This window comes from Phyllobacterium sp. UNC302MFCol5.2, assembly GCF_000686005.1.
Taxonomy (GTDB): domain Bacteria; phylum Pseudomonadota; class Alphaproteobacteria; order Rhizobiales; family Rhizobiaceae; genus Phyllobacterium; species Phyllobacterium pellucidum.
In genome coordinates, this window is record NZ_JMLL01000010.1 from 1,479,872 (window position 1) to 1,502,772 (window position 22,901).

At 60.4% G+C, this 22,901-nt stretch carries 24 protein-coding genes; 9 read left to right on the top strand and 15 right to left on the bottom strand.

Translation table 11 applies throughout. The features are described from left to right. Positions 1–10: 10 nt before the first annotated feature. On the bottom strand, positions 11–469 hold the full coding sequence (locus tag BR48_RS0109140; RefSeq protein ID WP_027231021.1) for a cyclic nucleotide-binding domain-containing protein: 459 nt from the start codon (positions 467–469) through the stop codon (positions 11–13). Positions 470–507: 38 nt separating this feature from the next. Next, positions 508–1,191 (bottom strand): response regulator transcription factor, encoded by a 684-nt coding sequence (locus BR48_RS0109145; RefSeq protein WP_027231022.1) that lies wholly within the window; start codon positions 1,189–1,191, stop codon positions 508–510. A 129-nt stretch (positions 1,192–1,320) separates the two neighbouring features. Between BR48_RS0109145 and BR48_RS0109150 the strand changes: the two genes are divergently transcribed. Further along, positions 1,321–1,854: a L,D-transpeptidase family protein gene (locus tag BR48_RS0109150; protein ID WP_027231023.1), complete on the top strand. Its 534-nt coding sequence runs from the start codon at positions 1,321–1,323 to the stop codon at positions 1,852–1,854. Positions 1,855–1,857: 3 nt separating this feature from the next. Here BR48_RS0109150 and BR48_RS0109155 read toward each other — a convergent pair whose 3' ends face one another. The 5 genes from BR48_RS0109155 to tsaD are packed head-to-tail and all read right to left on the bottom strand — an operon-like array spanning position 1,858 to position 5,358. Then, complete coding sequence (locus BR48_RS0109155; protein WP_027231024.1) at positions 1,858–2,535, bottom strand: methyltransferase; 678 nt, start codon at positions 2,533–2,535, stop codon at positions 1,858–1,860. Then, entirely contained in the window at positions 2,532–2,960 is a 429-nt protein-coding gene (locus tag BR48_RS0109160) for an EVE domain-containing protein (protein ID WP_027231025.1), read from the bottom strand. Before BR48_RS0109160 ends, BR48_RS0109155 begins: the two co-directional genes overlap by 4 nt. 12 nt (positions 2,961–2,972) lie before the next feature. Beyond that, entirely contained in the window at positions 2,973–3,263 is a 291-nt protein-coding gene (locus BR48_RS0109165) for a YciI-like protein (RefSeq protein WP_027231026.1), read from the bottom strand. A gap of 32 nt (positions 3,264–3,295) precedes the next feature. Continuing rightward, a complete protein-coding gene (locus tag BR48_RS0109170) occupies positions 3,296–4,282 on the bottom strand; it encodes an NAD(P)H-dependent glycerol-3-phosphate dehydrogenase (protein ID WP_027231027.1) in 987 nt (328 codons plus the stop codon). Continuing rightward, entirely contained in the window at positions 4,279–5,358 is a 1,080-nt protein-coding gene (gene tsaD / locus BR48_RS0109175) for a tRNA (adenosine(37)-N6)-threonylcarbamoyltransferase complex transferase subunit TsaD (RefSeq protein WP_027231028.1), read from the bottom strand. The genes BR48_RS0109170 and tsaD overlap by 4 nt, the downstream gene beginning before the upstream one ends. Before the next feature lie 95 nt (positions 5,359–5,453). Here tsaD and hemC point away from each other — a divergent pair, with 95 nt between their 5' ends. From hemC to BR48_RS0109205, 6 genes are all read left to right on the top strand, one after another. Next, positions 5,454–6,383, top strand: a complete 930-nt coding sequence (gene hemC, locus BR48_RS0109180; RefSeq protein WP_027231029.1) for a hydroxymethylbilane synthase — start codon at positions 5,454–5,456, stop codon at positions 6,381–6,383. After that, a complete protein-coding gene (locus BR48_RS0109185; RefSeq protein WP_027231030.1) occupies positions 6,383–7,093 on the top strand; it encodes a uroporphyrinogen-III synthase in 711 nt (236 codons plus the stop codon). The genes hemC and BR48_RS0109185 overlap by 1 nt, the downstream gene beginning before the upstream one ends. Before the next feature lie 100 nt (positions 7,094–7,193). Beyond that, positions 7,194–8,474, top strand: a complete 1,281-nt coding sequence (locus BR48_RS24190) for a hypothetical protein (RefSeq protein ID WP_051614710.1) — start codon at positions 7,194–7,196, stop codon at positions 8,472–8,474. A gap of 15 nt (positions 8,475–8,489) precedes the next feature. Next, a complete protein-coding gene (locus BR48_RS0109195; protein ID WP_027231031.1) occupies positions 8,490–10,151 on the top strand; it encodes a heme biosynthesis protein HemY in 1,662 nt (553 codons plus the stop codon). A 115-nt stretch (positions 10,152–10,266) separates the two neighbouring features. Then, positions 10,267–10,743 carry a TerB family tellurite resistance protein gene (locus BR48_RS0109200; RefSeq protein ID WP_027231032.1) on the top strand — a complete coding sequence of 159 codons (477 nt, stop codon included), beginning with the start codon at positions 10,267–10,269 and terminating at the stop codon, positions 10,741–10,743. Positions 10,744–10,754: 11 nt separating this feature from the next. Continuing rightward, on the top strand, positions 10,755–11,510 hold the full coding sequence (locus BR48_RS0109205; RefSeq protein WP_027231033.1) for a glutamine amidotransferase: 756 nt from the start codon (positions 10,755–10,757) through the stop codon (positions 11,508–11,510). Here the strand turns inward: BR48_RS0109205 and BR48_RS0109210 are convergent. Continuing rightward, a complete protein-coding gene (locus BR48_RS0109210; RefSeq protein ID WP_027231034.1) occupies positions 11,507–12,748 on the bottom strand; it encodes an MFS transporter in 1,242 nt (413 codons plus the stop codon). The two genes, BR48_RS0109205 and BR48_RS0109210, sit on opposite strands and share 4 nt — an antisense overlap. Positions 12,749–12,874: 126 nt before the next feature. Further along, positions 12,875–13,561, bottom strand: coding sequence for an aquaporin Z (aqpZ, locus tag BR48_RS0109215; protein WP_027231035.1), 687 nt, complete (start codon positions 13,559–13,561; stop codon positions 12,875–12,877). A gap of 253 nt (positions 13,562–13,814) precedes the next feature. Between aqpZ and BR48_RS0109220 the strand changes: the two genes are divergently transcribed. Next, positions 13,815–14,105 (top strand): YggT family protein, encoded by a 291-nt coding sequence (locus tag BR48_RS0109220; protein ID WP_027231036.1) that lies wholly within the window; start codon positions 13,815–13,817, stop codon positions 14,103–14,105. Further along, on the top strand, positions 14,102–14,431 hold the full coding sequence (locus BR48_RS0109225) for a DUF167 family protein (protein ID WP_081815804.1): 330 nt from the start codon (positions 14,102–14,104) through the stop codon (positions 14,429–14,431). Before BR48_RS0109220 ends, BR48_RS0109225 begins: the two co-directional genes overlap by 4 nt. A gap of 3 nt (positions 14,432–14,434) precedes the next feature. Here the strand turns inward: BR48_RS0109225 and ppa are convergent, their stop codons facing one another. The 6 genes from ppa to BR48_RS0109255 form a co-directional block, all read right to left on the bottom strand. After that, entirely contained in the window at positions 14,435–14,974 is a 540-nt protein-coding gene (ppa, locus tag BR48_RS0109230; protein WP_027231038.1) for an inorganic diphosphatase, read from the bottom strand. Between the two features lie 161 nt (positions 14,975–15,135). Next, entirely contained in the window at positions 15,136–15,642 is a 507-nt protein-coding gene (locus tag BR48_RS0109235) for a GNAT family N-acetyltransferase (RefSeq protein WP_027231039.1), read from the bottom strand. Between the two features lie 130 nt (positions 15,643–15,772). Next, positions 15,773–17,599, bottom strand: a complete 1,827-nt coding sequence (typA, locus tag BR48_RS0109240; RefSeq protein WP_027231040.1) for a translational GTPase TypA — start codon at positions 17,597–17,599, stop codon at positions 15,773–15,775. A gap of 186 nt (positions 17,600–17,785) precedes the next feature. Then, positions 17,786–19,171: a magnesium transporter gene (gene mgtE, locus BR48_RS0109245; RefSeq protein ID WP_027231041.1), complete on the bottom strand. Its 1,386-nt coding sequence runs from the start codon at positions 19,169–19,171 to the stop codon at positions 17,786–17,788. Positions 19,172–19,419: 248 nt separating this feature from the next. Beyond that, complete coding sequence (locus BR48_RS0109250) at positions 19,420–21,861, bottom strand: FAD-dependent oxidoreductase (protein WP_027231042.1); 2,442 nt, start codon at positions 21,859–21,861, stop codon at positions 19,420–19,422. Beyond that, positions 21,858–22,775, bottom strand: a complete 918-nt coding sequence (locus tag BR48_RS0109255) for a phosphotransferase (protein ID WP_051614712.1) — start codon at positions 22,773–22,775, stop codon at positions 21,858–21,860. The genes BR48_RS0109250 and BR48_RS0109255 overlap by 4 nt, the downstream gene beginning before the upstream one ends. Positions 22,776–22,901: the final 126 nt, after the last annotated feature.

Here is a 22,901-nt window from a genome sequence, read left to right on the forward strand (position 1 = left end):
TACGGATACTCTAGCGCTCCTGGAACAGGTGCTCGTATTGTGTAATCGCGTCGATCAACTCGCTGATATCTGACGCGATCTTGTCGTGCAGCGCGGCGGCGATCTCGGGATATTCCTCGAGGATGCGCCGGAACAGGGACCGGTTGAGGCGAATAACTTCTGTCTCCGCTTCGGCCATGGCGCTTGTCAGCCTTTTCGTCTGAGCAATGATCGCCATTTCGCCAAGCACGGCCCCAGGCCCGACCGTTTTCAGAATGACGCGCCCGGTCGTGCCCTCGCGAAAAAGCGAGATTTCGCCGCGGTCGATGACATATGCGCAATCGGCAGACTGACCTTCGCGGTAGAGTTCGCGGCCTTCTCTGAGGACAAGACGTTCCGTCCCGAAGGCGAGCAGTCGCAACTGGTCGCGCGTAAACGTCTCGAACAGCCCCACCGTCTCCAGTATGCGGATATCATCTTCAATTGCCATGCATGAACAGACATATACCTAGATTGGCCCCACCGGCATCAAGGAATGAGCTTGTATCCCCCGCTTTCCGTGACGAGTATGGTTGAATTCGAAGGATCGTGCTCGATTTTCTGGCGCAATCTGTAGACATGCGTTTCAAGCGTATGGGTGGTAACGCCGGAATTGTAGCCCCAAACTTCTTCGAGAAGCACATCGCGTGTAATGACCTTCCCGCCGGCGCGATAGAGGTACTTGATGATCGCGACCTCCTTTTCCGTCAGCCGGATCTTGCCGCCCTTGGCATCGATGAGCATCTTCTGTCCGGGCTTGAACGTATATGGCCCGACGACGAACGTAGCGTCCTCGCTCTGCTCATGCTGGCGCAACTGGGCCCGAATGCGGGCCAGGAGCACGGCGAAGCGAAACGGCTTGGTCACATAGTCGTTGGCGCCCGACTCGAGCCCGAGAATTGTGTCGGAATCAGTGTCGTGCCCGGTCAGCATAATCACCGGCGCCTTGAAGCCGCCTTTGCGCAGAAGCTTGATCGCTTCGCGTCCATCCATGTCGGGCAGACCTACATCCATGATCAGCAAATCGACGACGCCGTTCCGTGCAGCCTGTACGCCCTTGGTCGCGTTGTCTTCCTCGATGATCTGGAACTCCTCGTAGAGCCCGAGCTGCTCGACCAGAATGGCTCTCAGATCCGCATCATCGTCAACGATCAGAATAGTACGCGCTGTCATCAGATCTCCCGCAAGTGCAAAGAAGTGATTGGAATTTAAGTCGAATTACGGAGGAAAGAAAGGGGATCGACTTGATATTGCCTGTGAGGCGCATCAGTCTGACACAAAAAGGCTTTTTATGAGGCAATCATGAGTCGAAAGCGGTTGCTGGTCATCGATGTACGCCCCCGCCCCGGTCATGCCACGCAGGGGCAACTCATCGCCGGCGGAATGGTGCTGCGCTGTGCGCTAGGACGCGGTGGAATCACGGCTTTCAAGCGGGAGGGCGATGGCGGGACGCCCTTGGCGCAGATGCGATTGCTCCATGGTTACAAGCGCCCGGGCAAGCGCGTTCAAGGCGGCCTTGGTCTTAAGCTGCGCGCCCTGCGCCGGAATGACGGGTGGTGCGAAGTCGGCAACGACCGCAACTACAACCGACATGTGCGTATTCCCTATGGCGCAAGCCACGAGACCATGTGGCGCGAGGACGACCTCTATGATGTGTGTATCGTCATGGACTGGAATATCCGGCCGCGGCTGCGGGGCAGGGGCAGCGCCATCTTCTTTCATCTGGCGCGGCGGGGCTATACGCCGACGCAAGGCTGCATCGCTTTGAGTCGCGGCGACATGGACAGGCTCTTGCCGCACCTGTCGGATCAGACGGTTATTCGCGTACGGCGGTAAAGGCTACGCAAAGCGCCAAACGGTGGTGCGCTTGACCTCGGCATCTTCAAGGACGCGTGTCACCGGCACGGTATAGACGCCGAGCTGATGCAGCAGGTTCTTCGGAAAATAGGAACGGCCGGGATCGCCGACGATGACTTCAGCGCCGCGCGAAGCCAGACTGGTAAACCAGGGGATCAATTGATCCGCTAACGCCTTGTCGTAAAAGACATCACCGGCGAGGACAACGTCCCAGCCGCCGTCGCTGCCGATCAGGTCGTCTCCCCGAGCATCCAGGGAAACGCCGTTGGCAGCCGCATTGATTGCGATAGCCGGCAACGCGAACGGATCAATGTCGCAGGCAACCACATGCCGGGCGCCGGCCAGCGCCGCCGCAATGCCGACAAGCCCGGAACCCGAAGCGAAATCGAGGACGTTCTTTTCCCTTACGCTCGCCGGATGGTCGAGCACATAGCGCGCCACCCCCTGGCCGCCGGCCCATGCAAACGCCCAGAAGGGCGGGGGAAGGCCGAGCGTCGCGAGTTCCTCTTCGGTCCGGTGCCAGAGATCATGCGCTTCATCAGCGAGGTGGAGCTTGATCTCGGGAACATGCGGCGGCGATTGGAGCGCTGTGTTGTTCACCACAAATCGGCGGAACCGATCGCTTCCAGGCTCGAGAACAGGCGCCTCCGCAGCGGTCATTCCGGTGCGGGCGTCAGGCCGCCCATGCGGCAAACTTCGACCCATTCGTCGGGCATGACCGGCTGAACCGATAGCCGCATCGAGGTGACCAGCGCCATCTTGGCGAGCTTCGGGCTCGCCTTGACGTCCTTGAGCGAGACCGGATTCGGCACGTCCTTGACGGCGCGAATATCGACGCATTCCCAACGTGGGTCGTCCGTACTCGAATCATGATGGGCGAGCGCGCAGACTTCGACGATGCCGACAATATCGAGGCCTTCGTTCGAGTGGTAGAAGAAACCCTTGTCGCCAATCTGCATCGCCCGCATGTTGTTACGGGCCTGATAGTTGCGCACGCCCGTCCATTCGGTACCCTTGGCGCCGGCAGCCTTCTGCTTTTGCCAGGACCATGCGTCAGGTTCGGATTTGAACAGCCAGAATGCCATATTGGACCTCGCTTAACTGTTTGCCGGATTTTTGATGGCCCAGTTCCATGGGCGAATGTCGACCGAGGCGAAAAGGCCCGCCTTGGCGTAAGGATCGTTGGCCGCAATATCCTTTGCTGCGGCAAGATCGCCTGCCTCGATCACAACGAGGCTGCCATTCGGCTTGGCGTCATCGCCGAGGAAGGGACCAGCAAATTTCAGCCGGTCGCCAAGGCCCGCCAGATAGTCGAGATGCGCGGCGCGCGTATCGAGCCGCACCTGCAGGTGATCGGGCTTGTCGTTGCAAAGCAGTGCGTAAAGCATTCATGTCTCCCAATTCTCATCAGGCCAGCAGCCTAGTCTTCGGTCTTTAATGGCCGGGAAAGCAGCGCTTCCATGGCTTCGTCTATGGTGATGTGACAATGGAGTATCCGCGCCACGGCGGCGATGATCGGCGCTTCGATACCGTGTTTCATGGCAAGCTCCGCTGCGATGGCGGCTGTGGCCACGCCTTCCGCCAGGGGTCTCGCAGACAGGTCTTCGCCGCGTCCGAGCGCAAGCCCGTATGAGTAGTTGCGCGATTGCGGGGTCGAGCAAGTCAGCATGAGATCGCCGAGACCGGACAAGCCCATGATCGTCTCCGGCCTGGCGCCGAGTGCCTGGCCGATCCGGCGCAGTTCGACAAATCCACGGGTCACAAGAGCCGCCTGCGCGCTTGCCCCATAGCCGCAGCCCACCGCCGCCCCTGCAGCAATGGCGAGGACGTTCTTGAGCGCGCCACCGATCTCCACCCCTATCAGGTCATCGGTCGAATAGCAGCGGAAAGTCGGGCCTGAAAGCGTCGAGGCAATACGATCTGCGATGGCCTGGTCGGATCCGGCGACGGTGACCGCCGTCGGCAGCCCCTTCGCCACATCGCTGGCAAAGCTGGGGCCGGACAGCGCGGCGATCGTTCGGCCGGGCAAAACTCTTGCAACGACTTCCGACATGAGGAGGCCGCTCGTCCGCTCGATGCCCTTGGCGCAGATGACAAACGGCACGCTGGACGGGATGCTGTCCTTGAATTCAGCAATGGCGGCGGACAGCGCCTGTGCTGGAACAACACACAGAATGAAGTCGCTGTTTGCCAGAACCGAGGCGGCATCGGTGCTCGCTCTCAGTGCCGGATGAAGGTTGATCCCGGGAAGGTAGCGATCGTTGCGATGGTCGATATTGATCGCGTCGACAGTCGCCGCATCTCGAGCATAGAGCCGGACATTCATGCCATTGCCAGCTGCCATCGTGGCAAGGGCCGTCCCCCAGGCCCCGCCACCCAAGACCGTGATATTGACGCCCGAAGTCATGCCTTGGCGCCTCGGCGCCCCGCACCGATCAACGGCGCAGACCGCAGATCGAGCGGCCAGCGCGACCGCGGTGCGATGTCGAGAGGGTCGGCGGCATTCTGTTTCGCCCGCTCGGCTCCTGCCCAGGCGATCATCGCGGCGTTGTCGGTGCAAAGCGCCATGGGCGGCGCGATAAAGCGAAAGCCATGCTCGGCGCAAAGTCGCTGCAGGCCATCGCGGATAATCTTGTTGGCGGCAACACCACCGGCAACGACAAGCGCGGGCGCGGCAACATCCGGAAAGCGGCGGCGAAACAGGGCAAGCGAGCGCGCAACGCGATCATCGAGCGTGTCCGCTACTGCACTCTGAAAGGCGGCGCAAATGTCGTTGACGTCCGTCTGTGACAACGGCTGAAGCGATGTGGCGAGTTGGCGCACGGCGGTCTTGAGCCCCGAGAACGAGAAATCGAGCCGTTCCTCACCCTTGAGCGGGCGCGGCAGGAGGAAGCGCGCCGGATCGCCAAGGCGGGCCGCTTTTTCCACCTCCGGTCCGCCTGGGTAGGCAAGCCCAAGGAGTTTGGCCGTCTTGTCGAAGGCTTCGCCAAGCGCGTCGTCGATGGTCGTGCCAAGCCGCTCATAGTCGCCGAGGCCCTTCACCAGCACCATTTGCGTATGTCCGCCGGAGACGAGCAGCAGCAGGTAGGGAAAGTCGATCTGGTCAGTGAGCCGGGGGGTTAGCGCATGACCTTCCAGATGGTTGATCGCGTAAAACGGCTTGCGGCCGGCCATGGCGATAGCCTTGCCGGTCATCAAGCCAACGATCAGTCCGCCAATCAGGCCGGGCCCCGCGGTAGCGGCGACGGCATCGATATCATCGAGCGACATCTGCGCTTCATGCAGCGCCTGGCCGATCAAGCGGTCGAGGACTTCGACATGGGCGCGCGCAGCGATCTCGGGCACAACGCCGCCATAGGGTGCGTGGTCGTCAATCTGGCTGAGAACGACATTCGACAGGATGCGGCCGCAGCCGTCCGCGTCGCGCTCGACGATGGCGGCGGCCGTTTCGTCACAACTTGTCTCAATTCCCAGAACACGCATAGATAAACCTGATATCCTTCGCCGCATTGCCGGTCGAATAAAACTTCGCTAGGCAGACGTTTCTATTCGAGATCGCGTAACACGGACAGCAGCCAATGCAAACAAAAACGCTCAAGATCGGTACACGTGGGAGCGCGCTCGCGCTCGCACAAGCCCGTGAGACGCGCAGCAGGCTGATGCAGCACCACGGAATGCGTGAAGACGACATCGAGATCGTCGTTATTTCTACTTCCGGCGACCGGATTCAGGATCGTCCGCTGGCCGAAGTCGGCGGCAAAGGCCTCTTTACGCTTGAGATCGAAGAGCAGCTTGCCGACGGCCGGATCGATCTTGCTGTCCACTCCTCGAAAGACATGCCGACGTTCCTGCCTGAACGGCTGCATCTGTCGATTTTCCTCGAGCGTGAAGACCCGCGCGACGCGTTCATCGGACGTTCGGTGAAGACCCTCCTCGAATTGCCGCAGGGAGCGGTCGTCGGCTCAGCATCGCTGCGCCGCCAGGCCCTCATCCGGCGCGTGCGTCCGGACCTTAAGGTCGTCAATTTCCGCGGCAATGTGGAAACCCGCTTGCGCAAGCTTGCGGATGGCGAGGTGGATGCAACATTCCTTGCCTATGCGGGCTTGCGGCGGCTCGGATTGGGCGAAGTCGTGACCGAACTTATGGATGTGAGAGCCTTTCCGCCAGCCCCCGGCCAGGGCGCGATCACGGTGGAAAGCCGTATCGGCGACGAACGCGTGGATAGCCTGCTCGCGCCGTTGAATCACCTACCGACATCGACAGCACTCGCCTGCGAGCGGGCGTTCCTCGGAGCGCTTGACGGTTCCTGCCGCACGCCGATCGCCGGCCTTGCCACCGTTTCTGGAGACAGGCTCTCCTTCCACGGCATGATCCTTTTGCCCGACGGCAGTGAGGCACACGAGGTGTCTGGCGAGGGTGCCCTGGCTGATGCCGCCGAGATTGGCCGAGACGCGGCCCAGCGCGTGCGCGCCCGGGCTGGCGCGCACTTCTTCACGGATTGGCTTTGATGAAGACGGTTCTGGTCACGCGGCCCCAGCCCGGAGCGACCAGAACCTCCGAGCGCCTGCTGTGCAGCGGGTTCCTGCCGCTCGTATTGCCGCTCACAAAAATCGTTCCTCTCGACGCATCGAGACCAAAAGCCAAATTTTGCGCCGTCGCCGTCACTAGCGCCAGCGCATTGCGTGAAGCCTCCGACGAACTGCTGCGCCCGCTCCTCAAAGTGCCGTGTTTTGTCGTCGGCGAAGCGACAGCCGCTGCGGCACGAGCGCGGGGTTTTGAAACGGTGACAACGGGCGACGGCGACGGAGCGACCCTCGCTCAAATCGTGATCGAGGAACTGCCCTCCGGCGGATGCCTCCTCTATCTGACTGGTAAGGTTCGCTCGCCAGACTTCGAACAGAGCCTTCGCAAATCCGCAATCCGTTTCCGCTGCAGTCTGACCTACGATACGGTTTCAGTCAGTTATACAACTGAATTTTTGCACGATTTTTTCGCACAGAAGCGCATAGACTCCTGTTTGATCTATTCGCGTTGGGGCGCCGAACTATTTGCAGCTTTAGCGAGTCGGCCAGAGCTGGTTCAAAACTTTGATAACACAGCAATATTCTGTTTATCGCAACGAATTGCCGACGTGTTGACGGACTGGAACCAGGGGCGGGTTTACGCCGCATCGAAGCCGGATGAAGGCGCGTTGTTGCAACTCATGCGCGAAGCGTAAGCAGGAGACACCTTCAATTCGCCGATATTGGCCGTTTCGCAGCAGGAACTTCCTTGCTAGCGTGGCGTTCACCCGCTTTTGATCACGAAAGAGACAGCTCATGGCAAAATCGTCCGTTCCACGCCATTCGAAATCCGCCCGCAAGCCGGTGACGATCGATTTGGAGCCGTCGGCCGTCAGCAAACCCGAAGCAAAGGCCAAGGAAACACCTGCCGCTGAGCCCGTGGGTTTCGATCCAGCAGCTATTGGATCGCAAACTACCCCGATCCTAGAGGCGGCGGAAGATGCGGGCGAGCCCGAGCAAACTTCGACGGGACGTTCAGCGGAGTCTGAGCAATCGTTTGGTCGCCCGGGCGCTGTGAGGTCCGCTACCGAAACACCGCCCGCGCCGGCGCCAAATTCCGGCGACCAGTTCGGCCGGATTGCTGCGGGGGTCATTGGCGGTTTGGTGGCCCTGGTGGGTGTTTCCGCCTTGCAGTGGGCGGGACTGATGCCGTCGCCGAAAGCCGACCTTTCAAATCTCGAACAACAGATTGCCGCCTTGCAAAGAACACCGCCATCACCCGACCTCGGCGATGGCGCTGAACTGGCGCTCAATGGTGCGGTGGAAAATTCCAAGAATGCCGTGGAACAGGTATCGGCGCTTGCCCATGAGATGAGCCTGATCAAGCAGAGTGTTGACGAGGTCAAGAAAAGCGTGGGTGCCGCCGGTTCGGCAGATACGAGTGCGATTGATGCGCGCATCGCGGCGCTTGAGACCAAACTCAATGCGAGCCAGCAGCAGGTCGAGCAGGCATCGGCTGCAACCGACAGGTTGGCGGCGCTCGAAGCCAAGGTCAATGATACGTCAGGCCAGGCCAATATGGCGTTGGCGATGGCCGCCACCGGATTGAAGGCCGCACTCGATCGCGGCGCGCCCTTTACCGCTGAACTTGATACCTATGCGGCCGTGGCACCGGCCACAGAAAACATCGAAAGCCTGCGCGCCTTTGCTGCCAAGGGGATACCGACGGTCGGAACGCTTGCGACGGAATTCGGCGACGTTGCGGCAAAAATTGTCGCGACCACCCGGACCGTCGATCCGAATGCCAGCGTTCTCGACAGACTCTGGGCGAGCGCCGGAGGTCTGGTAGAAGCGCGGCCGGTTGGTATGGTTGCCGGCGACAGCGTCGATGCGATCACGGCGCGCATCGAAGCCAACCTTGGCTCTGCCAATCTTGGCGGGGCCATAGCCGAATGGGAAAAGCTGCCGGATAACGCCAAGTCAGTTTCGGCCAATTTCGCGGAGGCCATGAAGGCCCGGCAGAAGGCCGACGAGGCGCTTGCGAAGGCTCTGTCCGATGCGCTTGCCGGGGCAAAGACCCCCGCGGCTTCAAACTAGGAGTTCACGACGATCATGGCGCGTCTTCTTACATTCATCGTTGTCGTTCTGCTTCTCGGTATCGGATTTGCTTGGCTCGCCGACCGGCCCGGCGATCTGTTGGTCACTTTCGGCGGCATGCAATACAAAGTAACGCTGATGGTCGCCGCGTCTGCCATTGTTGCAGTTGTGGCCGCTGTGATGCTGACCTGGTGGGCGATCAAGAGCCTCGTCGCATCACCCTATGCCTTGCGCCGGCATTTCCGGGCGCGCAAGCGTGATCGCGGCTATCAATCGCTTTCGACCGGGTTGATCGCGGCGGGTGCCGGCGATGGACCGACAGCATTGCGGATGGTCAAACAGGCGGAGAAGCTTCTTAACGTCGACCAGGAACCGTTGATCAAGCTGCTTGATGCCCAGGCGGCAATGCTCGAAGGGCGTGCCGACGATGCGCGGGCAAAGTTCGAGGCGATGCTGGATGATCCCGAAACGAAGCTGCTTGGCCTGCGCGGTCTCTATCTGGAAGCGCAGCGGCTCGGGGCGCGCGATGCCTCGCGCCATTATGCCGAGGAGGCTGCGCAGCTCGCGCCCAATGTCGAATGGGCAACGTCGGCGGCACTCGGCCAGAAGACAACCCACGGCGACTGGGACGGAGCGCTGGCGCTGCTGGAGAAGCGGAAGGCAGGCAAGCAGATCGACAAGGACCAGGTGAAGCGCGAACGGGCAGCGCTGCTGACCGCCAAGGCCATAGACCTTTTCGATGCAGATCCCGTCAGCGCACGGCCGATCGCACTCGAGGCCAACAAACTGGCGCCGGATTTGATCCCGGCTGCGATTATCGCAGCCAAGGTGCTGTTCCAGCAGAACGAACTTCGCAAGGGATCGAAGATCCTCGAATATGTCTGGAAGAAACAGCCGCATCCGGACGTCGCCGAGACGTTCGTCCATGCCCGGCTTGGCGATTCGGCCATCGATCGGTTGAAACGTGCACGCCACCTTGCGGCGCTCTATCCGCACCATCCGGAATCCAATCTCGCCATTGCCAATGCGGCCCTCGCGGCCGGCGAACTCAGGGAAGCGCGCGAAGCTGCCGAGGCTGTTTTGCGCAGTGCTCCGCGCGAGAGTGCCTACCTGCTGCTCGCCGATATCGAGGAAGCGCAAACCGGCGACCAGGGCCGCGTGCGGCAGTGGCTTTCGCGGGCGGTCAAGGCGCCTCGCGATCCCGCATGGACGGCCGACGGCTATGTTTCCGACCAATGGGCGCCAGCATCGCCTGTCACCGGAAGGCTCAACGCCTTCGAATGGAAGGTTCCAGTGGAGCAACTCGGGCCTGTGATCGATTACCAGCGCGAATTCGACGAAGCGATGGCCGAAACTCCGGCGGCATCCGCGCCACCTCGCGAAGATGTGAAGCCGCTGATACCTCCAAGGATCGAAGGCAGCGGCAATGCCGCCCCAAAGGTGTCGCGCGACGATGCGGATGTCGTCGATGCTGAGATCGTCCAACTTCAGCCCACTCCAAGGCCAGATGAAGATACAGCTTCGAAGACGCAACCTGTGGAAAAAACAGCGAAAATGCCGCCTAACCCGGACAAACCGCAGAAAGATGCTGAACTGGTCATCCCGGTTCCTGACGATCCGGGCGTGCGTCCGGAATATCAGGAAGAGCGCGCAAACAAGAAGTTCCGGCTGTTCTAGTTGCGCGTTGGTAGTCGTGCTCGCTTTTTGCGGCAACATGTACAGTGGCAGAACCATGCCTGCCACGCTATCTGTTGAATGATCTGCCCTCCCACAAGATACCGAAAGAATCTATATGCTTGATCGCCTCGTGACATTCTTCAAGGCCCTGCCGTCCGGCGAAGGCGACAAGGATCGTTTTTCCAAGAACGATCCGCGGCTGGCAGCTGCGGCGCTTCTGTTCCACGTCATGGACGCCGATGGTGAACGGCGCAAATCCGAGCGCAAGCGCGTGTCGCAGCTAATATCGGAAGCCTACGGCTTGAAAGGCGAGGCCTTGAAGCGTCTTCTCGACGATGGTGAACAGGCCGACCAGGAAGCCGTCGATCTTTACAGCTTCACCAGCATCATCAAGCGCAATCTTGACGAAGAGGCGCGCATTCGTTTCATTGAACTCATGTGGGATGTGGTCTATGCCGACGGCACCGCGCACGAACTTGAGGACAACGTGGTCTGGCGCGTGGCGGAGCTGATCGGCGTATCGACGCGTGATCGCGTGACCATGAAGCGAAAAGCCGCCGAACGCGCCAAGCAGCCGGTTGTCGAGGAATAGGATCGGAGCGAATGTTCCAGACGGACTGGATGGAAAACAGGCAGCCGCAGCGGCCGAAGATCCTCACGGTACTGCATCAGGAACGTTCAAGTCCGGGCCGCGTCGGCCATCTTTTGATCGAATCGGGTTTCGCACTCGATATCCGCAGACCGCCGCTCGGCGATCCGCTTCCGGAAACGCTTGAAGACCATGCCGGCGCCGTCATTTTCGGCGGCCCGATGAGCGCCAACGATCCCGATGATTTCGTCCGCACCGAAACCGATTGGCTGGCCGTCCCGCTCGCCGAGGACAAGCCTTTCCTTGGCATTTGCCTCGGTGCGCAGATGCTCGCCAATCATCTTGGCGGCAGGGTTGGGCCGCACCCGCAAGGCCTCGTTGAAATTGGCTGGTATCCGCTGCAGGCAACCGAAGCCGGCAGCGCCCTGATGGATTGGCCCTCGATGGTCTATCATTTCCACCGCGAAGGTTTCGAACTGCCGCAGACCGCCACGCTGCTTGCGACAGGCGAGAGCTATCCCAATCAGGCCTTCCGCTATGGCAACAATGCCTGGGGCGTCCAGTTCCATGCGGAGCTGACCCGCGCGATGATGCAGCGGTGGGTCGTTCGCGGGTCCGAGCGTTTTGCTCTCTGCGGCGCCCAGCATGGAAGGATGCATCTCGAGGGCCGCATGATCCACGATGCCGTGCTCAAGGTCTGGCTGCACGGCTTCCTGGCGACGATCTTTGGCGTTCCGGCCCCGTCCAACAAACTGTCCAGGCTGCTCTAGGTTCTGCCTTGAAGATTGCGGGCCTTGCGCAACTGCGGAAACCAGTAGGCCCAAAGACCCGCAACCGCAACGGTGCCGATGCCACCGAAGACGACGGCAGGTATGGTACCGATCAGCGATGCCATGATGCCGGCGCGGAACTCACCGAGTTCGTTGGAAGCCCCGACGAAGACCATGTTGACCGCATTCACCCGGCCACGGACATGGTCTGGTGTCCACAATTGCAGCAGCGTTTCGCGGATATAGACGCTCACCATATCGGCGGCACCCATCAGGGCGAGAACGACGATCGACAGCCAGGCGATGTTCGAAACGCCGAACATGATCGTCAGCAGGCCGAACAGCGCGACAAAGGCAAACATGATTATTCCGGCGTGATCGCGGATCGGGTGACCGGTGAGCCACACGGCGGTCAAGATAGCACCGATTCCCGGCGCGGCGCGCAGCATGCCGAGACCCCAGGGGCCAAGTTGCAGGATGTCGCGGGCATAAACCGGCAATAGGGCGACTGCGCCGCCGAGAAGCACGGCGAAGAGATCGAGCGAGATTGCGCCGAGGACAACCTTCTCCTTCCAGATATAGTGAAAGCCGGCAAGAAGCGTCTGCAATGAGCGAGATTCGGAAAGCGTATGCTGGGCCGGCTTTGGAATGGCGAATGTGCAGGCGGCGGCGGCTGCAAGCATGGCGCTCGCTATGCCATAGGCGACGATCGGCGAAATGCCGTATAGCAAGCCACCGACCACCGGACCGACAATCGCGGCAATCTGCCATGCGGACGAGTTCCAAGAGACGGCGTTGGAGAAAACCTCGGTCGGGACAAGGTTGACGACAAGCGACGCCGACGCCGGTCCGAGGAAGGCGCGGCCAATGCCAAAGCCCGCGAGAATGACGAAAACCAGTGCCGGCGAAAACATGTGAGCAATGGTGAGAAGCAGTAGCAGCACGGCGCAGACCAGTTCGACGCAGAGCGAAAGCCCCATGATAAGCCGGCGCCCGAAGCGATCGGCCGCTGCGCCCGTGATCAGCACCAGGAGCAGGGATGGGGCAAATTGCACAAGGCCGACAATGCCCAGATAGAAGGGATCACGCGTCAGGTCGTAGATCTGCCAGCCGACCGACACGCTGATGATCTGGATGGCAAAAGAGCCGCAAAAGCGGGCTAGCCAATAGAGCGTGAAGGACGAATGGCGAAAGGCGGCGTAGCGGTCATGCGCCGCTGTCGTTTCTGGCGAGGACATTTTGCTTGAAAGGCTCCGGAATCTGGAGGCCCTTTTAAACCAGTTCGAACCGAAATGGGATAAGCAATTGCGAAATAAATCCAAGGAGGGCCGGCGCGCCGGCGCTCCTTGTGAACGTTGAAGGTCTCAATCCTTCCCGAGCAAAGCTTTCCAGATGATGGCGCCGAGCGCGGCGCCAATCAGGGGCGCAACCCAGAACAGCCACAACTGGCTGAGCGCTGCCGTCTCGACAAACAGGGCGACACCGGTCGAACGCGCCGGGTTAACCGACGTATTGGTGACCGGGATCGACACAAGGTGGATCAGTGTCAGGCCCAGGCCGATGGGGATAGGCGCGAATCCGGCCGGTATCGCAGCCGATGTCGCCCCGAGGATGATAATGAGAAAGAAAGCGGTCATGACGATCTCGATCACCAGCGCCGAAGTAAGCCCGTATTTGCCGGGCGAAAGATCGCCATAGCCGTTAGACGCGAACCCTCCAGCGGCAAAATCGGCCTTGCCGGAGGCAATGAGATACAGCACTGCGGCAGCGACGATGGCGCCCGCCAGTTGGGCGACCCAATAGGGAATGACGTCCTTGAATTCGAACCGGCCGGCGATGGCAAGTCCAAGTGACACGGCGGGATTAAAGTGTCCGCCGGAGATACTGCCGACGGCGAAGGCCACGGTAAGAACCGTAAGACCAAAGGCCAATGCAACGCCAAGCAAACCAATACCGACAGCTGGAAATGCTGCCGCAATAACAGCGCTGCCGCAGCCACCGAGTACAAGCCAAAACGTTCCGAAGAATTCGGCGGATAGTTTATTGAGCATGGAAACCCCCTTAAATAAAAAATCTAAACAAAATAGATCGAATCACGTCAGCAAAGTTAATCATGTTTTTTAATTCAATAATATTCCCACGCAAGCGGTGTCTAAGGGGGTGGGGTATCTGTAATCATCAAAGTACTAAATCTATACTACGTTGGTATAATGAATAATCATCGCAAAGCGCCATGACCACGACGGCCCCTTGCCCGTAGCCGGGTCAATCGCTACATGTCGGCGTGACTGTTAGGAGAAACGAATGCTCGCCCTCATCCGCACCATCGATCTTGCTCTCGATATCTACACCTGGATCATTATTGCCAGCGCCATTTTCTCGTGGCTTTACGCCTTCAACGTCATCAATTCGAGCAACCGGTTCGTTGCATCCGTCGGCGATTTCCTGTTCCGCGTCACCGAACCGGCGCTGCGCCCGATCCGCCGCTTCCTGCCTGATCTCGGAGGCATCGACATATCGCCGATCGTGCTCCTGCTGATCATCTTCTTCATCCGCCAGCTGTTGTGGACGACAATCGCGCCGCTGCTGGTTTGATCGACCGGCAAAGCTGCCTCCGTGAGGTGACGGACGGTGTCATCGTATTCGTACGTTTGACGCCTAAATCCGCGAAGGATGCAGTCGAAGGGGTGGCGCTTGCAGCGGATCGGCGCGCTCACTTGAAGGTGCGCGTCAGGGCAGTCCCCGAGGATGGCAAGGCGAATGCGGCGCTGGAAAAGCTTCTGGCAAGAGAGCTTGGCGTTGCCACGCGTGAGGTAGCGATCGTAGCGGGAGCGACGTCCCGGCTCAAACAGGTAAAAATCCTGGGCGACCCGCACGCATTGGCTTCGAAGCTCGAAGCGCTGGGATCGCCCAAGGCATAGTTTTTACGAGGCGGTCTTGGCCTTGTGGCGCTCCATGGCCTCGGTGATGAGCTGGCGGGCGGCATCTTCATCGCCCCAGTCACCAATCTTCACCCATTTGCCGGGCTCGAGATCCTTGTAGTGTTCGAAGAAGTGCTGGATCTGCTTGAGGGTGATATCCGGCAAGTCGGTGTAGTTGTGGACCTTCTCGTAGCGAAGGGTAAGGTGGGGCGAGGGAACGGCGATGATCTTCTCGTCCTGGCCCTTATTGTCCTCCATGACGAGGACGCCGATTGGGCGGACATTGATGATGCTGGTCGGCATGAGCGCGCGCGTGTTGCAGATAAGAACGTCGATCGGGTCGCCGTCGTCCGACAATGTGTGCGGTACGAAGCCGTAATTGCCCGGATAAGTCATCGGCGTGTGCAGGAAGCGATCGACAAACAGCGCGCCGGAATCCTTGTCGAGTTCGTACTTGATCGGCTGGCCGCCGACCGGAACTTCGATGATCACGTTGACGTCTTCGGGAGGATTGTTGCCGACAGGAATGGCATCGATGCGCATATTTTCAAAGTCCTTGTTGGTTTGGGAGTGCTGTACTGACTTTTAGGAGCCGGCGCAACAAGAGCGTCGCCTGAGCCGCGGCGAGCGCATGAGAGGCCGGCCTTGCAGCCGGTAAAGAAGTTTAGCGACTTCAGTCTTAACGGCTGGCATTGCGGAAGCCGTCAATTCCACACGAAGGCGAGTTTCTTCAGGGTCTTGCCTTCGAAACATTCAACGCCTTCGGCGACATCGCGGCCGCCGGCGCCCTCGTAGAATGAGGTGGCGAGGCCATTGTCTTCGAGCGCCCAGACGACCAGTCCCTTCATCCCCTGGTCGACCAGGCTGCGCTTTGCCGCACCGAGAAGGCGTGTGCCCAGGCCAAAACCCTGATATTCCGGCCTGATATAGAGCTCGTAGACCTCGCCCTTCTGCGGCAATTGCCTTGCGCGATTTGGTCCGAGGGTCGCATAGCCGGCCACCACGCCGCCAATGTCCGCGACAAGAATTTGCGTCGAGCGCTGGATGGCGCGCGCCCACCACGCCGATCCGCGGCGCTGCAGCATGGTATTGAGCGCGCGATGTGGAATGATGCCGGTATAGGCACCTCTCCAGGCGGCAACATGAATGTCCGAAATCGCCTCGGCGTCGGCCAGTTCAGCCCGTCTTATCTCGATCACATGGGTGTTCATGGTTTCTTAACCATAGACCCGAGGGCCGACCTTGGGCAACTGGGATCGCGACCGAAATTCGGCTGAGTTCACGAAAAAGAAAGGGCGACCAAGTGGCCGCCCTTGCAATTGCATATTTGGTCCGCCTGGCTTATGCCGCGCCGGCGGTCTTGCTCTTTTCAAAGCGCTTGCGCTCGTTGGAATCGAGGTAGAGCTTGCGCAGGCGGATTGACTTCGGCGTGACTTCGACGAGTTCGTCGTCCTGGATCCATGACAGGGCGCGCTCCAGCGTCATGCGGATCGGTGGCGTCAGCTTGACGGCCTCGTCCTTACCGGCGGCGCGGATGTTGGTGAGCTTCTTGCCCTTCAGCACGTTGACTTCGAGATCGTTGTCACGCGAGTGAATGCCGATAATCATGCCTGCATAGACTTTGACACCAGCGTCGATGATCATCGGGCCGCGATCTTCGAGGTTCCACATGGCAAAGGCCACCGACTCGCCCTGATCGTTCGAGATCAGAACGCCGTTGTTGCGGCCGGCGATTTCTCCCTTGTAGGGTTCATAGGCGCGGAACAGGCGGTTCATGATGGCGGTGCCACGCGTGTCGGTCAGAAGCTCCGACTGGTAGCCGATGAGGCCGCGCGTCGGCGCGTGGAAGACGAGGCGTACGCGATTGCCGCCGGAGGGGCGCAGCTCGACCATCTCGGCCTTGCGCTCCGACATCTTCTGCACGACCGTGCCGGAATATTCTTCGTCGACGTCGATGAGAACTTCCTCGATCGGCTCGAGCATGTTGCCATTTTCGTCCTTCTGCATGACGACACGCGGACGCGACACGCCAAGCTCGAAGCCTTCGCGGCGCATGTTCTCGATCAGGACCGCCAACTGCAATTCGCCGCGGCCAGATACGTAGAACGAATCCTTGTCGCTCGATTCCTCGATGCGCAGCGCAACATTGCCCTCGGCCTCCTTGAACAGGCGATCGCGAATGACCCGGCTCGTGACCTTATCGCCTTCGGTGCCGGCAAGCGGCGAGTCGTTGACGATGAACGACATGGTGACGGTCGGCGGATCGATCGGCTGCGCCTGCAGGGGTTCGGTAACTTCCGGTGAACAGAAGGTATCAGCCACGGTGCCCTTCTGCAGTCCGGCGATCGCAACGATGTCACCTGCCTGGGCTTCTTCGATCGGCTGGCGTTCAAGACCGCGGAAAGCCAGGATCTTGGAAATGCGGCCGGTTTCGAGCTGCGTCCCGTCGCCATGGAGAACCTTGGCTTGCTGGTTCGACTTTACGGTACCGGAGTGAATGCGGCCGGTGATGATACGGCCGAGGAACGGATCGGCCTCAAGGATCGTACCGATCATGCGGAACGGGCCGTCGCCGACGGTCGGCTCCGGCACGTGCTCAAGCACGAGGTCGAACAGCGGGGCAAGGCCCTGGTCCTGCGGGCCTTCCGGGTTCTTGGCCATCCAGCCGCTACGGCCGGAACCGTAGAGGATCGGGAAGTCGAGCTGTTCGTCGGTCGCGTCGAGAGCGGCAAAGAGATCGAAGACTTCGTTGACGACTTCTTCGTGGCGCGCGTCGGGGCGGTCGATCTTGTTGATCGCGACGATCGGACGGAGCCCCACCTTCAGCGCCTTGCCGACGACGAATTTCGTCTGCGGCATCGGGCCTTCGGCAGCGTCAACGAGAACGATCGCGCCGTCCACCATGCTGAGAATGCGTTCGACCTCGCCGCCGAAATCGGCGTGTCCGGGCGTGTCGACGATGTTGATGCGCGTGTCCTTCCAGACGACCGACGTGGCCTTGGCGAGAATGGTGATCCCGCGTTCCTTTTCGATGTCGTTGGAATCCATCATGCGCTCGGCGACGCGCTGGTTGTCGCGGAAATTGCCGGACTGTTTCAGGAGTTCGTCAACGAGCGTGGTTTTGCCATGGTCAACGTGTGCGATGATCGCGATGTTGCGCAGTTTCATTGGGTTCTCTTTGGAAGATTAGGGACGCCACATATGATGCGCCGCTTTACATTTGCGCGCTCCATACATGTTTTTTCGCAATTGCGAAAGGGGTCAAAGCATTTGGGGGCTGCATTGCAGCCATGCAGATGCGCTTCTGCGCGGGGGTCGTGCGCGGCGAACGAGAACCGTCCGCCGCGCGCAGTTTCAAAGCAATGTTCCCGACAGGATCATCAGGGCGATGCTAAAGTAGATGATGAGGCCGGTGACATCGACAAGCGTTGCCACGAAGGGCGCAGAGGCGCTCGCCGGGTCGAAACCGATCTTCTGCAGGATGAACGGCAGCATGGAGCCGGCCAGCGACCCGAAAGTGACAATGCCGACAAGGGCCGTGCCGACCGTTGCCGCGACGAGATGCCAATGGACGCCATAATCGTAGAGGCCGAGCATCTGCCACGTCGAGATGCGAATGACGCCGATCAGGCCAAGGAAAGTGCCGAGCACGATGCCGGTCGGGAGTTCCCGCAGCGCGACCCGCCACCAGTCCTTCAGCCGCAACTCCTGCAAGGCAAGGGCGCGGATCAAGAGAGAGGTCGCCTGCGAGCCCGAATTCCCGCCTGAACTCATGATGAGCGGGATGAACAGGGTCAGCACAACGGCCTTCTCGAGTTCGCCCTCGAAGTGCTGCATCGCGCTCGCCGTCAGCATTTCGCTGAGGAAAAGGACGCCGAGCCAGCCCGCGCGCTTGCGGATCATCTGGAGAAAGCCGATCTGCATATAGGGCTTGTTCAAAGCCTCCATGCCGCCGAACTTCAGCGTATCCTCGGTCATCTCCTGGGTCATGGCGTCGATCACATCATCGACGGTCACGATGCCGATGATCTGGTTGCCGTCATTGACTACGGGAACGGCGAGGAGGTCGTGCTTGCGGAACAGCCGAGCGACATCCTCCTGATCGGTAAGCGGTCCCACGGTGACCGGCGCAACGTCGCGGCCCACGGTCATGATCGAGGCTTCGGGCTCGCTGGCGATCAGGCGGCGAAGGGCCACTGCGCGCAGCAGGCTGCGGTTCTCCGGATCGATCACATAGATGGCGTAGACCGTCTCGCGGGACCGTTCGACTTCGCGAATATGTTGTAGCGTGCGCGCAACGCTCCAGTTGGCGGGGACGCTGACGAATTCGGTCGTCATCAGGCTGCCAGCTGTATGGGGCGGATAGCGCAGCAGTTTTGCAAGGGCCTGCTGGGTTTCGGGGCCAAGGCCTGGAAACAGCCGGTCCCGCGCCTCGGCATCGAGTTCATGGAAGATATCGGTGACGCGGTCTGCCGACATGGCGTCGAGCAGTTCGCATGCGATGACGTCGGGAAGCGCCTCGATGATGGCGCCTGCCGAATGCAATTCCGGCTGGTCAAGGATGAGCACCGCATGGTCGCGCGGCATCTCGGCAATGATGCCGACGGTATCGTTCTGTTCGAGCTCGTTGAGAAGCTCGACGGCATCGGCAGCCTGCATGGTTGCCAGCTGTTCGGCAATGGTTGCGGCCGGTGCCGAACCGGCATCAACCACACCTTGGGTAAAGCGAAGGTCGTTCATTTTGCTCGCCTTTCTGTCGATCCGCCGTCACGGGGACCGAGGCGAGCTGATCTCTCAACAGGCCACGATCGCCGATGACAGCGCAAACAATCGACTTTGACTGTCGTCGTTGGGCATTAGAGATAAACTCCGGTTGAAAGATACGTTGGGCGCAAACGAGCGACCCAGCGCGCTGTCATTTGGTCTTGTCCAGGATTAATGTCAAGCCCCGGCGGAAAGCGGCAGGGAACACATCTTCGTGCGCCGCTTCAGGCTCTTATTCGCTCATTGCGTGGGTCGTAAAGTGGCTCGATGTGGACCTTTGCGGCGAATGGCTCGTTGGCGACAATGAGCTCGTACTTGCCTTCGGCGAGGAATGTGTCGTCGACACCTTCTGCATTGCGGATGTAGCCGTAACCGATGGGGCTATCGACGGTATAGCCAAAGCCGCCGCTGGTGAGATAGCCCACCGGCTCGCCATTGCGCAGGATCGTTTCGCGTCCAAGCAGAACGACGTCCCTGTCGATAACCGTGATCCCGACGAGCCGCTTCCCGAGCGGGGCATTGCGCGTGGCCTCCGCTGCTTGCCTGCCGAGAAAATCGGTGTTGCTCTTGAGCTTGACCGCCCAACCCAGGCCGGCTTCAAAGGGGGAGTCATTGGGGGTGATGTCGCTGCCCCAGGCGCGATAGCCTTTTTCGAGACGCAGCGATTCGAGCGCGCGGTAACCTACCGGCCTGATGGCGAAAGGCTCGCCCGCCTGCATGAGCGCATCGAACACAGCGCCGGTCGCGGCGATTGGAACGTGCAATTCCCAGCCGAGTTCGCCCACATAGGTAACCCGTAGCGCCCGGACCGTGGTGCCGGCGATGTCGATCTCGCGCACGTGGCCGAACGGGAAGGCGGCATTGCCAACGTCGCTTGTCGTCACCCTGGCCAGCACGTTGCGCGCGTCCGGCCCCATCAATGAGAGCGTTCCGAAGCACTCCGTAATGTCCTCAAGCGTCGCATCGAGATCGCTGCCGATATGATCCCGGATCCAGGCGAAATCATGCGTCCGGAAGCCGGTACCGGTGACGATGTAGAACCTGTCGTCCGTCAGCCGCGCCACGGTCAGGTCGCACTCGATGCCGCCGCGCGTGTTGAGCATCTGCGTATAGGTAAGCCGGCCGACTGGCTTCGAGATGTCGTTGGCGCAGATGTAGTCGAGCGCCTTGCCGGCATCCTTGCCGCTAAGCTCGTACTTGGCAAACGACGACTGATCGAAGATGCCGACTTTCTCGCGCACGTGCCGGTGCTCGTCGCCGACGGCCTTGAACCAGTTCTGCCGGCCCATGGAATAGATGTCCTCGGCCGAAGTCCCTTCAGGTGCGAACCAGTTTGGCCGCTCCCATCCAAGCTTCGAGCCGAACACGGCGCGATGCTGCTTGAGGCGATCATAGAGCGGCGAGACGACGGCCGGTCTGCCTGACGTGTATTCTTCATGGGGAAAGCCGATGGTGTAATGCTTGCCATAGGCTTCGAGCGTGCGGTCGAGCACCCACTGGCGATCGCGGTGCAGATGGGAAAATCGGCGGATATCGACGGCCCAAAGATCAAGCGGCGATTCCCCGTCGACCACCCATTGCGCCAGCACCCAGCCGGCGCCGCCACCCGAGGCGATGCCGAAGGCGTTGAAGCCGGCGCCGACGAACATGTTGGCGCATTCGGGTGCGATACCGAGAATGAAATTGCCGTCGGGGGTGAAGCTTTCCGGCCCGTTGATCATCTGCTTCACACCAACGTTTGCCATGGCGGGTATTCGATCGATGGCCTGGACCATGTGTTGCTCGAAATGGTCGAAATCATCGTCGAATAGGCGGAACTGCCAGTCATTCGGCACGTCGGCCGTCGTCCAGGCCTGTGGGTTCGGTTCATAGCCGCCCATCACCAGCCCGCCGACCTCTTCCTTGAAATAGGTACGGCGGTCGGGATCGCGGATCGTGGGTGCATCGGCAGACAGGCCCTCGATCCTGTCGGTGATGATGTACTGATGCTTGACCGGCTGCAGGGGCACATTGATGCCGGCCATTTCGCCTACCTGCCGCGCCCATTGGCCCGCACAGTTGACGACCTTCTCACAGGCGATGTCGCCCTTGTCGGTCTTCACCTTGACGATGCGGCCGTCGTCCATCTCAAATCCGGTGACCCGGACATTCTCGATGAGCTTGGCGCCGTGCATGCGCGCGCCGCGGGCCAGCGATTGGGTGATGTCCGAAGGGCTCGCCTGACCATCCGTCGGCAACCAGCTCGCGCCTATGAGATCGCCCGCCTCCATTAGCGGGAACATGGATTTAACGTCCTGCGGGGAAAGCAGATGCATGTCCATGCCGAAGCTGCGCGCAGTGGTCGCCAGCCGGCGAAACTCGGTCCAGCGATCTTCATTGGTGGCGAGGCGCAGGCACCCGGTCATCTTCCAGCCGGTGGCGAGACCGGTTTCAGCGTCGAGGCGTTTGTACAAGTCGACGGAATATTTAAGAACCCGCGTGATCGAGGCCGACGAGCGCAACTGGCCGACAAGTCCCGCCGCATGCCAGGTCGAGCCGGACGTCAGCTGGCCCATTTCGAGGAGAACCACATCCGCCTTGTGGTCCCTGGCGAGATGGTAAGCTGTCGAGCAGCCGATAATGCCGCCGCCGATGACGACGATCTGCGCATGGGTTGGCATGCTCATGATATGGTCTTTCCGTATAATGTTCTGTAGTGGTCCAGCGCCTCGTCCAGCCGCTGTAAATTCTCGGTCGTGTAGGCGACGTAGTCGACACCTGGCGCCTTCAGATGCAGTTCCGAGACCATGCTCCACATCGCCTCGCGCAACAGCGAGGCGCATTGCATGGCGGCGTGCGCGCGGGTCAGTGCGGTATCGGGCCTCGCCCGGAAATAGGCATCCAGCAATGCCTCGGACTCCTCTGCATCGAACCCTGCGTTTGAGGCCAGTCCCGCAAGGTCAAACATCGCCGTCGAGAACCCGGCATATTCGAAATCGATGAGCCACAGTCTTTCCCCGTCATCGAGGATGTTGGCAGGGAGAAGATCATTGTGGCTGAAGATGATCGGCAGGGGTTTTTGCGCCGCCTCCATTTCGTCGGAGATCGCCAGATAGGCGGGAAGTTGATGCGCCAAGCGGCTTTTGCCGGCTTCCAGCGTGCGGGCATAGTCGCGAATGACGTGGAAGACCCAGAACATGAATCCCGGTCCGCGAATATGTTCAGGCATGCGCGTATGGAACTGGCGGACCATGTCGGCAATTCGCGGAATATTGGCGCGCACATCGCGGGCGTCATAGGTTCGAGCACCAAGGAATGCCGTCACCATGACGCCGTCATCGGCGTGAAAGACTTCCGGAGCAAATCCGGCAAGGTACGCAGCACGCGCGGTCATCACCTCGCGCTGGCGGAACACGTGGTGAAAGGGATAATCCGTGCCGAAGCGCACCACATATTTGCGGCTCGCATCCTCTACCACATAGCTTTCATTGCTGATGCCGCCCTTCAAAAGGGCAATGCTTATCTCGCCTTGCCAGATGGGAAGCGCCGCAATGCGCCGCGCTACGGGCTCACCAGGGTGCACGTCAGGCGCGGGAGCCATTGGCGACGCCTACCGTGTATGGCCCGGCAGGAATGCGCCGGTCGGCGAGCAGAAAAAAAGTGCGCGGTCAGACTGACTCACCACGAGGAAGGCAACCTGTCCCCTGAAGGTTGTGGACTCTCCGGT

Bases quoted from the DNA above. Each gene is read 5' to 3' on its own strand.
- mgtE (WP_027231041.1), bottom strand. From the start codon at position 19,171: ATGAACGACCTTCGCTTTACCCAAGGTGTGGTTGATGCCGGTTCGGCA.
- aqpZ (WP_027231035.1), bottom strand. From the start codon at position 13,561: ATGCTCAATAAACTATCCGCCGAATTCTTCGGAACGTTTTGGCTTGTA.
- BR48_RS0109250 (WP_027231042.1), bottom strand. From the start codon at position 21,861: ATGAGCATGCCAACCCATGCGCAGATCGTCGTCATCGGCGGCGGCATT.
- BR48_RS24190 (WP_051614710.1), top strand. From the start codon at position 7,194: ATGGCAAAATCGTCCGTTCCACGCCATTCGAAATCCGCCCGCAAGCCG.
- BR48_RS0109210 (WP_027231034.1), bottom strand. From the start codon at position 12,748: ATGTCCTCGCCAGAAACGACAGCGGCGCATGACCGCTACGCCGCCTTT.
- BR48_RS0109165 (WP_027231026.1), bottom strand. From the start codon at position 3,263: ATGCTTTACGCACTGCTTTGCAACGACAAGCCCGATCACCTGCAGGTG.
- BR48_RS0109160 (WP_027231025.1), bottom strand. From the start codon at position 2,960: ATGGCATTCTGGCTGTTCAAATCCGAACCTGACGCATGGTCCTGGCAA.
- BR48_RS0109205 (WP_027231033.1), top strand. From the start codon at position 10,755: ATGTTCCAGACGGACTGGATGGAAAACAGGCAGCCGCAGCGGCCGAAG.
- tsaD (WP_027231028.1), bottom strand. From the start codon at position 5,358: ATGCGTGTTCTGGGAATTGAGACAAGTTGTGACGAAACGGCCGCCGCC.
- BR48_RS0109235 (WP_027231039.1), bottom strand. From the start codon at position 15,642: ATGAACACCCATGTGATCGAGATAAGACGGGCTGAACTGGCCGACGCC.
- BR48_RS0109155 (WP_027231024.1), bottom strand. From the start codon at position 2,535: ATGACCGCTGCGGAGGCGCCTGTTCTCGAGCCTGGAAGCGATCGGTTC.
- BR48_RS0109200 (WP_027231032.1), top strand. From the start codon at position 10,267: ATGCTTGATCGCCTCGTGACATTCTTCAAGGCCCTGCCGTCCGGCGAA.
- BR48_RS0109170 (WP_027231027.1), bottom strand. From the start codon at position 4,282: ATGACTTCGGGCGTCAATATCACGGTCTTGGGTGGCGGGGCCTGGGGG.
- BR48_RS0109140 (WP_027231021.1), bottom strand. From the start codon at position 469: ATGGCAATTGAAGATGATATCCGCATACTGGAGACGGTGGGGCTGTTC.
- typA (WP_027231040.1), bottom strand. From the start codon at position 17,599: ATGAAACTGCGCAACATCGCGATCATCGCACACGTTGACCATGGCAAA.
- BR48_RS0109185 (WP_027231030.1), top strand. From the start codon at position 6,383: ATGAAGACGGTTCTGGTCACGCGGCCCCAGCCCGGAGCGACCAGAACC.
- BR48_RS0109150 (WP_027231023.1), top strand. From the start codon at position 1,321: ATGAGTCGAAAGCGGTTGCTGGTCATCGATGTACGCCCCCGCCCCGGT.
- BR48_RS0109220 (WP_027231036.1), top strand. From the start codon at position 13,815: ATGCTCGCCCTCATCCGCACCATCGATCTTGCTCTCGATATCTACACC.
- ppa (WP_027231038.1), bottom strand. From the start codon at position 14,974: ATGCGCATCGATGCCATTCCTGTCGGCAACAATCCTCCCGAAGACGTC.
- BR48_RS0109195 (WP_027231031.1), top strand. From the start codon at position 8,490: ATGGCGCGTCTTCTTACATTCATCGTTGTCGTTCTGCTTCTCGGTATC.
- hemC (WP_027231029.1), top strand. From the start codon at position 5,454: ATGCAAACAAAAACGCTCAAGATCGGTACACGTGGGAGCGCGCTCGCG.
- BR48_RS0109145 (WP_027231022.1), bottom strand. From the start codon at position 1,191: ATGACAGCGCGTACTATTCTGATCGTTGACGATGATGCGGATCTGAGA.
- BR48_RS0109255 (WP_051614712.1), bottom strand. From the start codon at position 22,775: ATGGCTCCCGCGCCTGACGTGCACCCTGGTGAGCCCGTAGCGCGGCGC.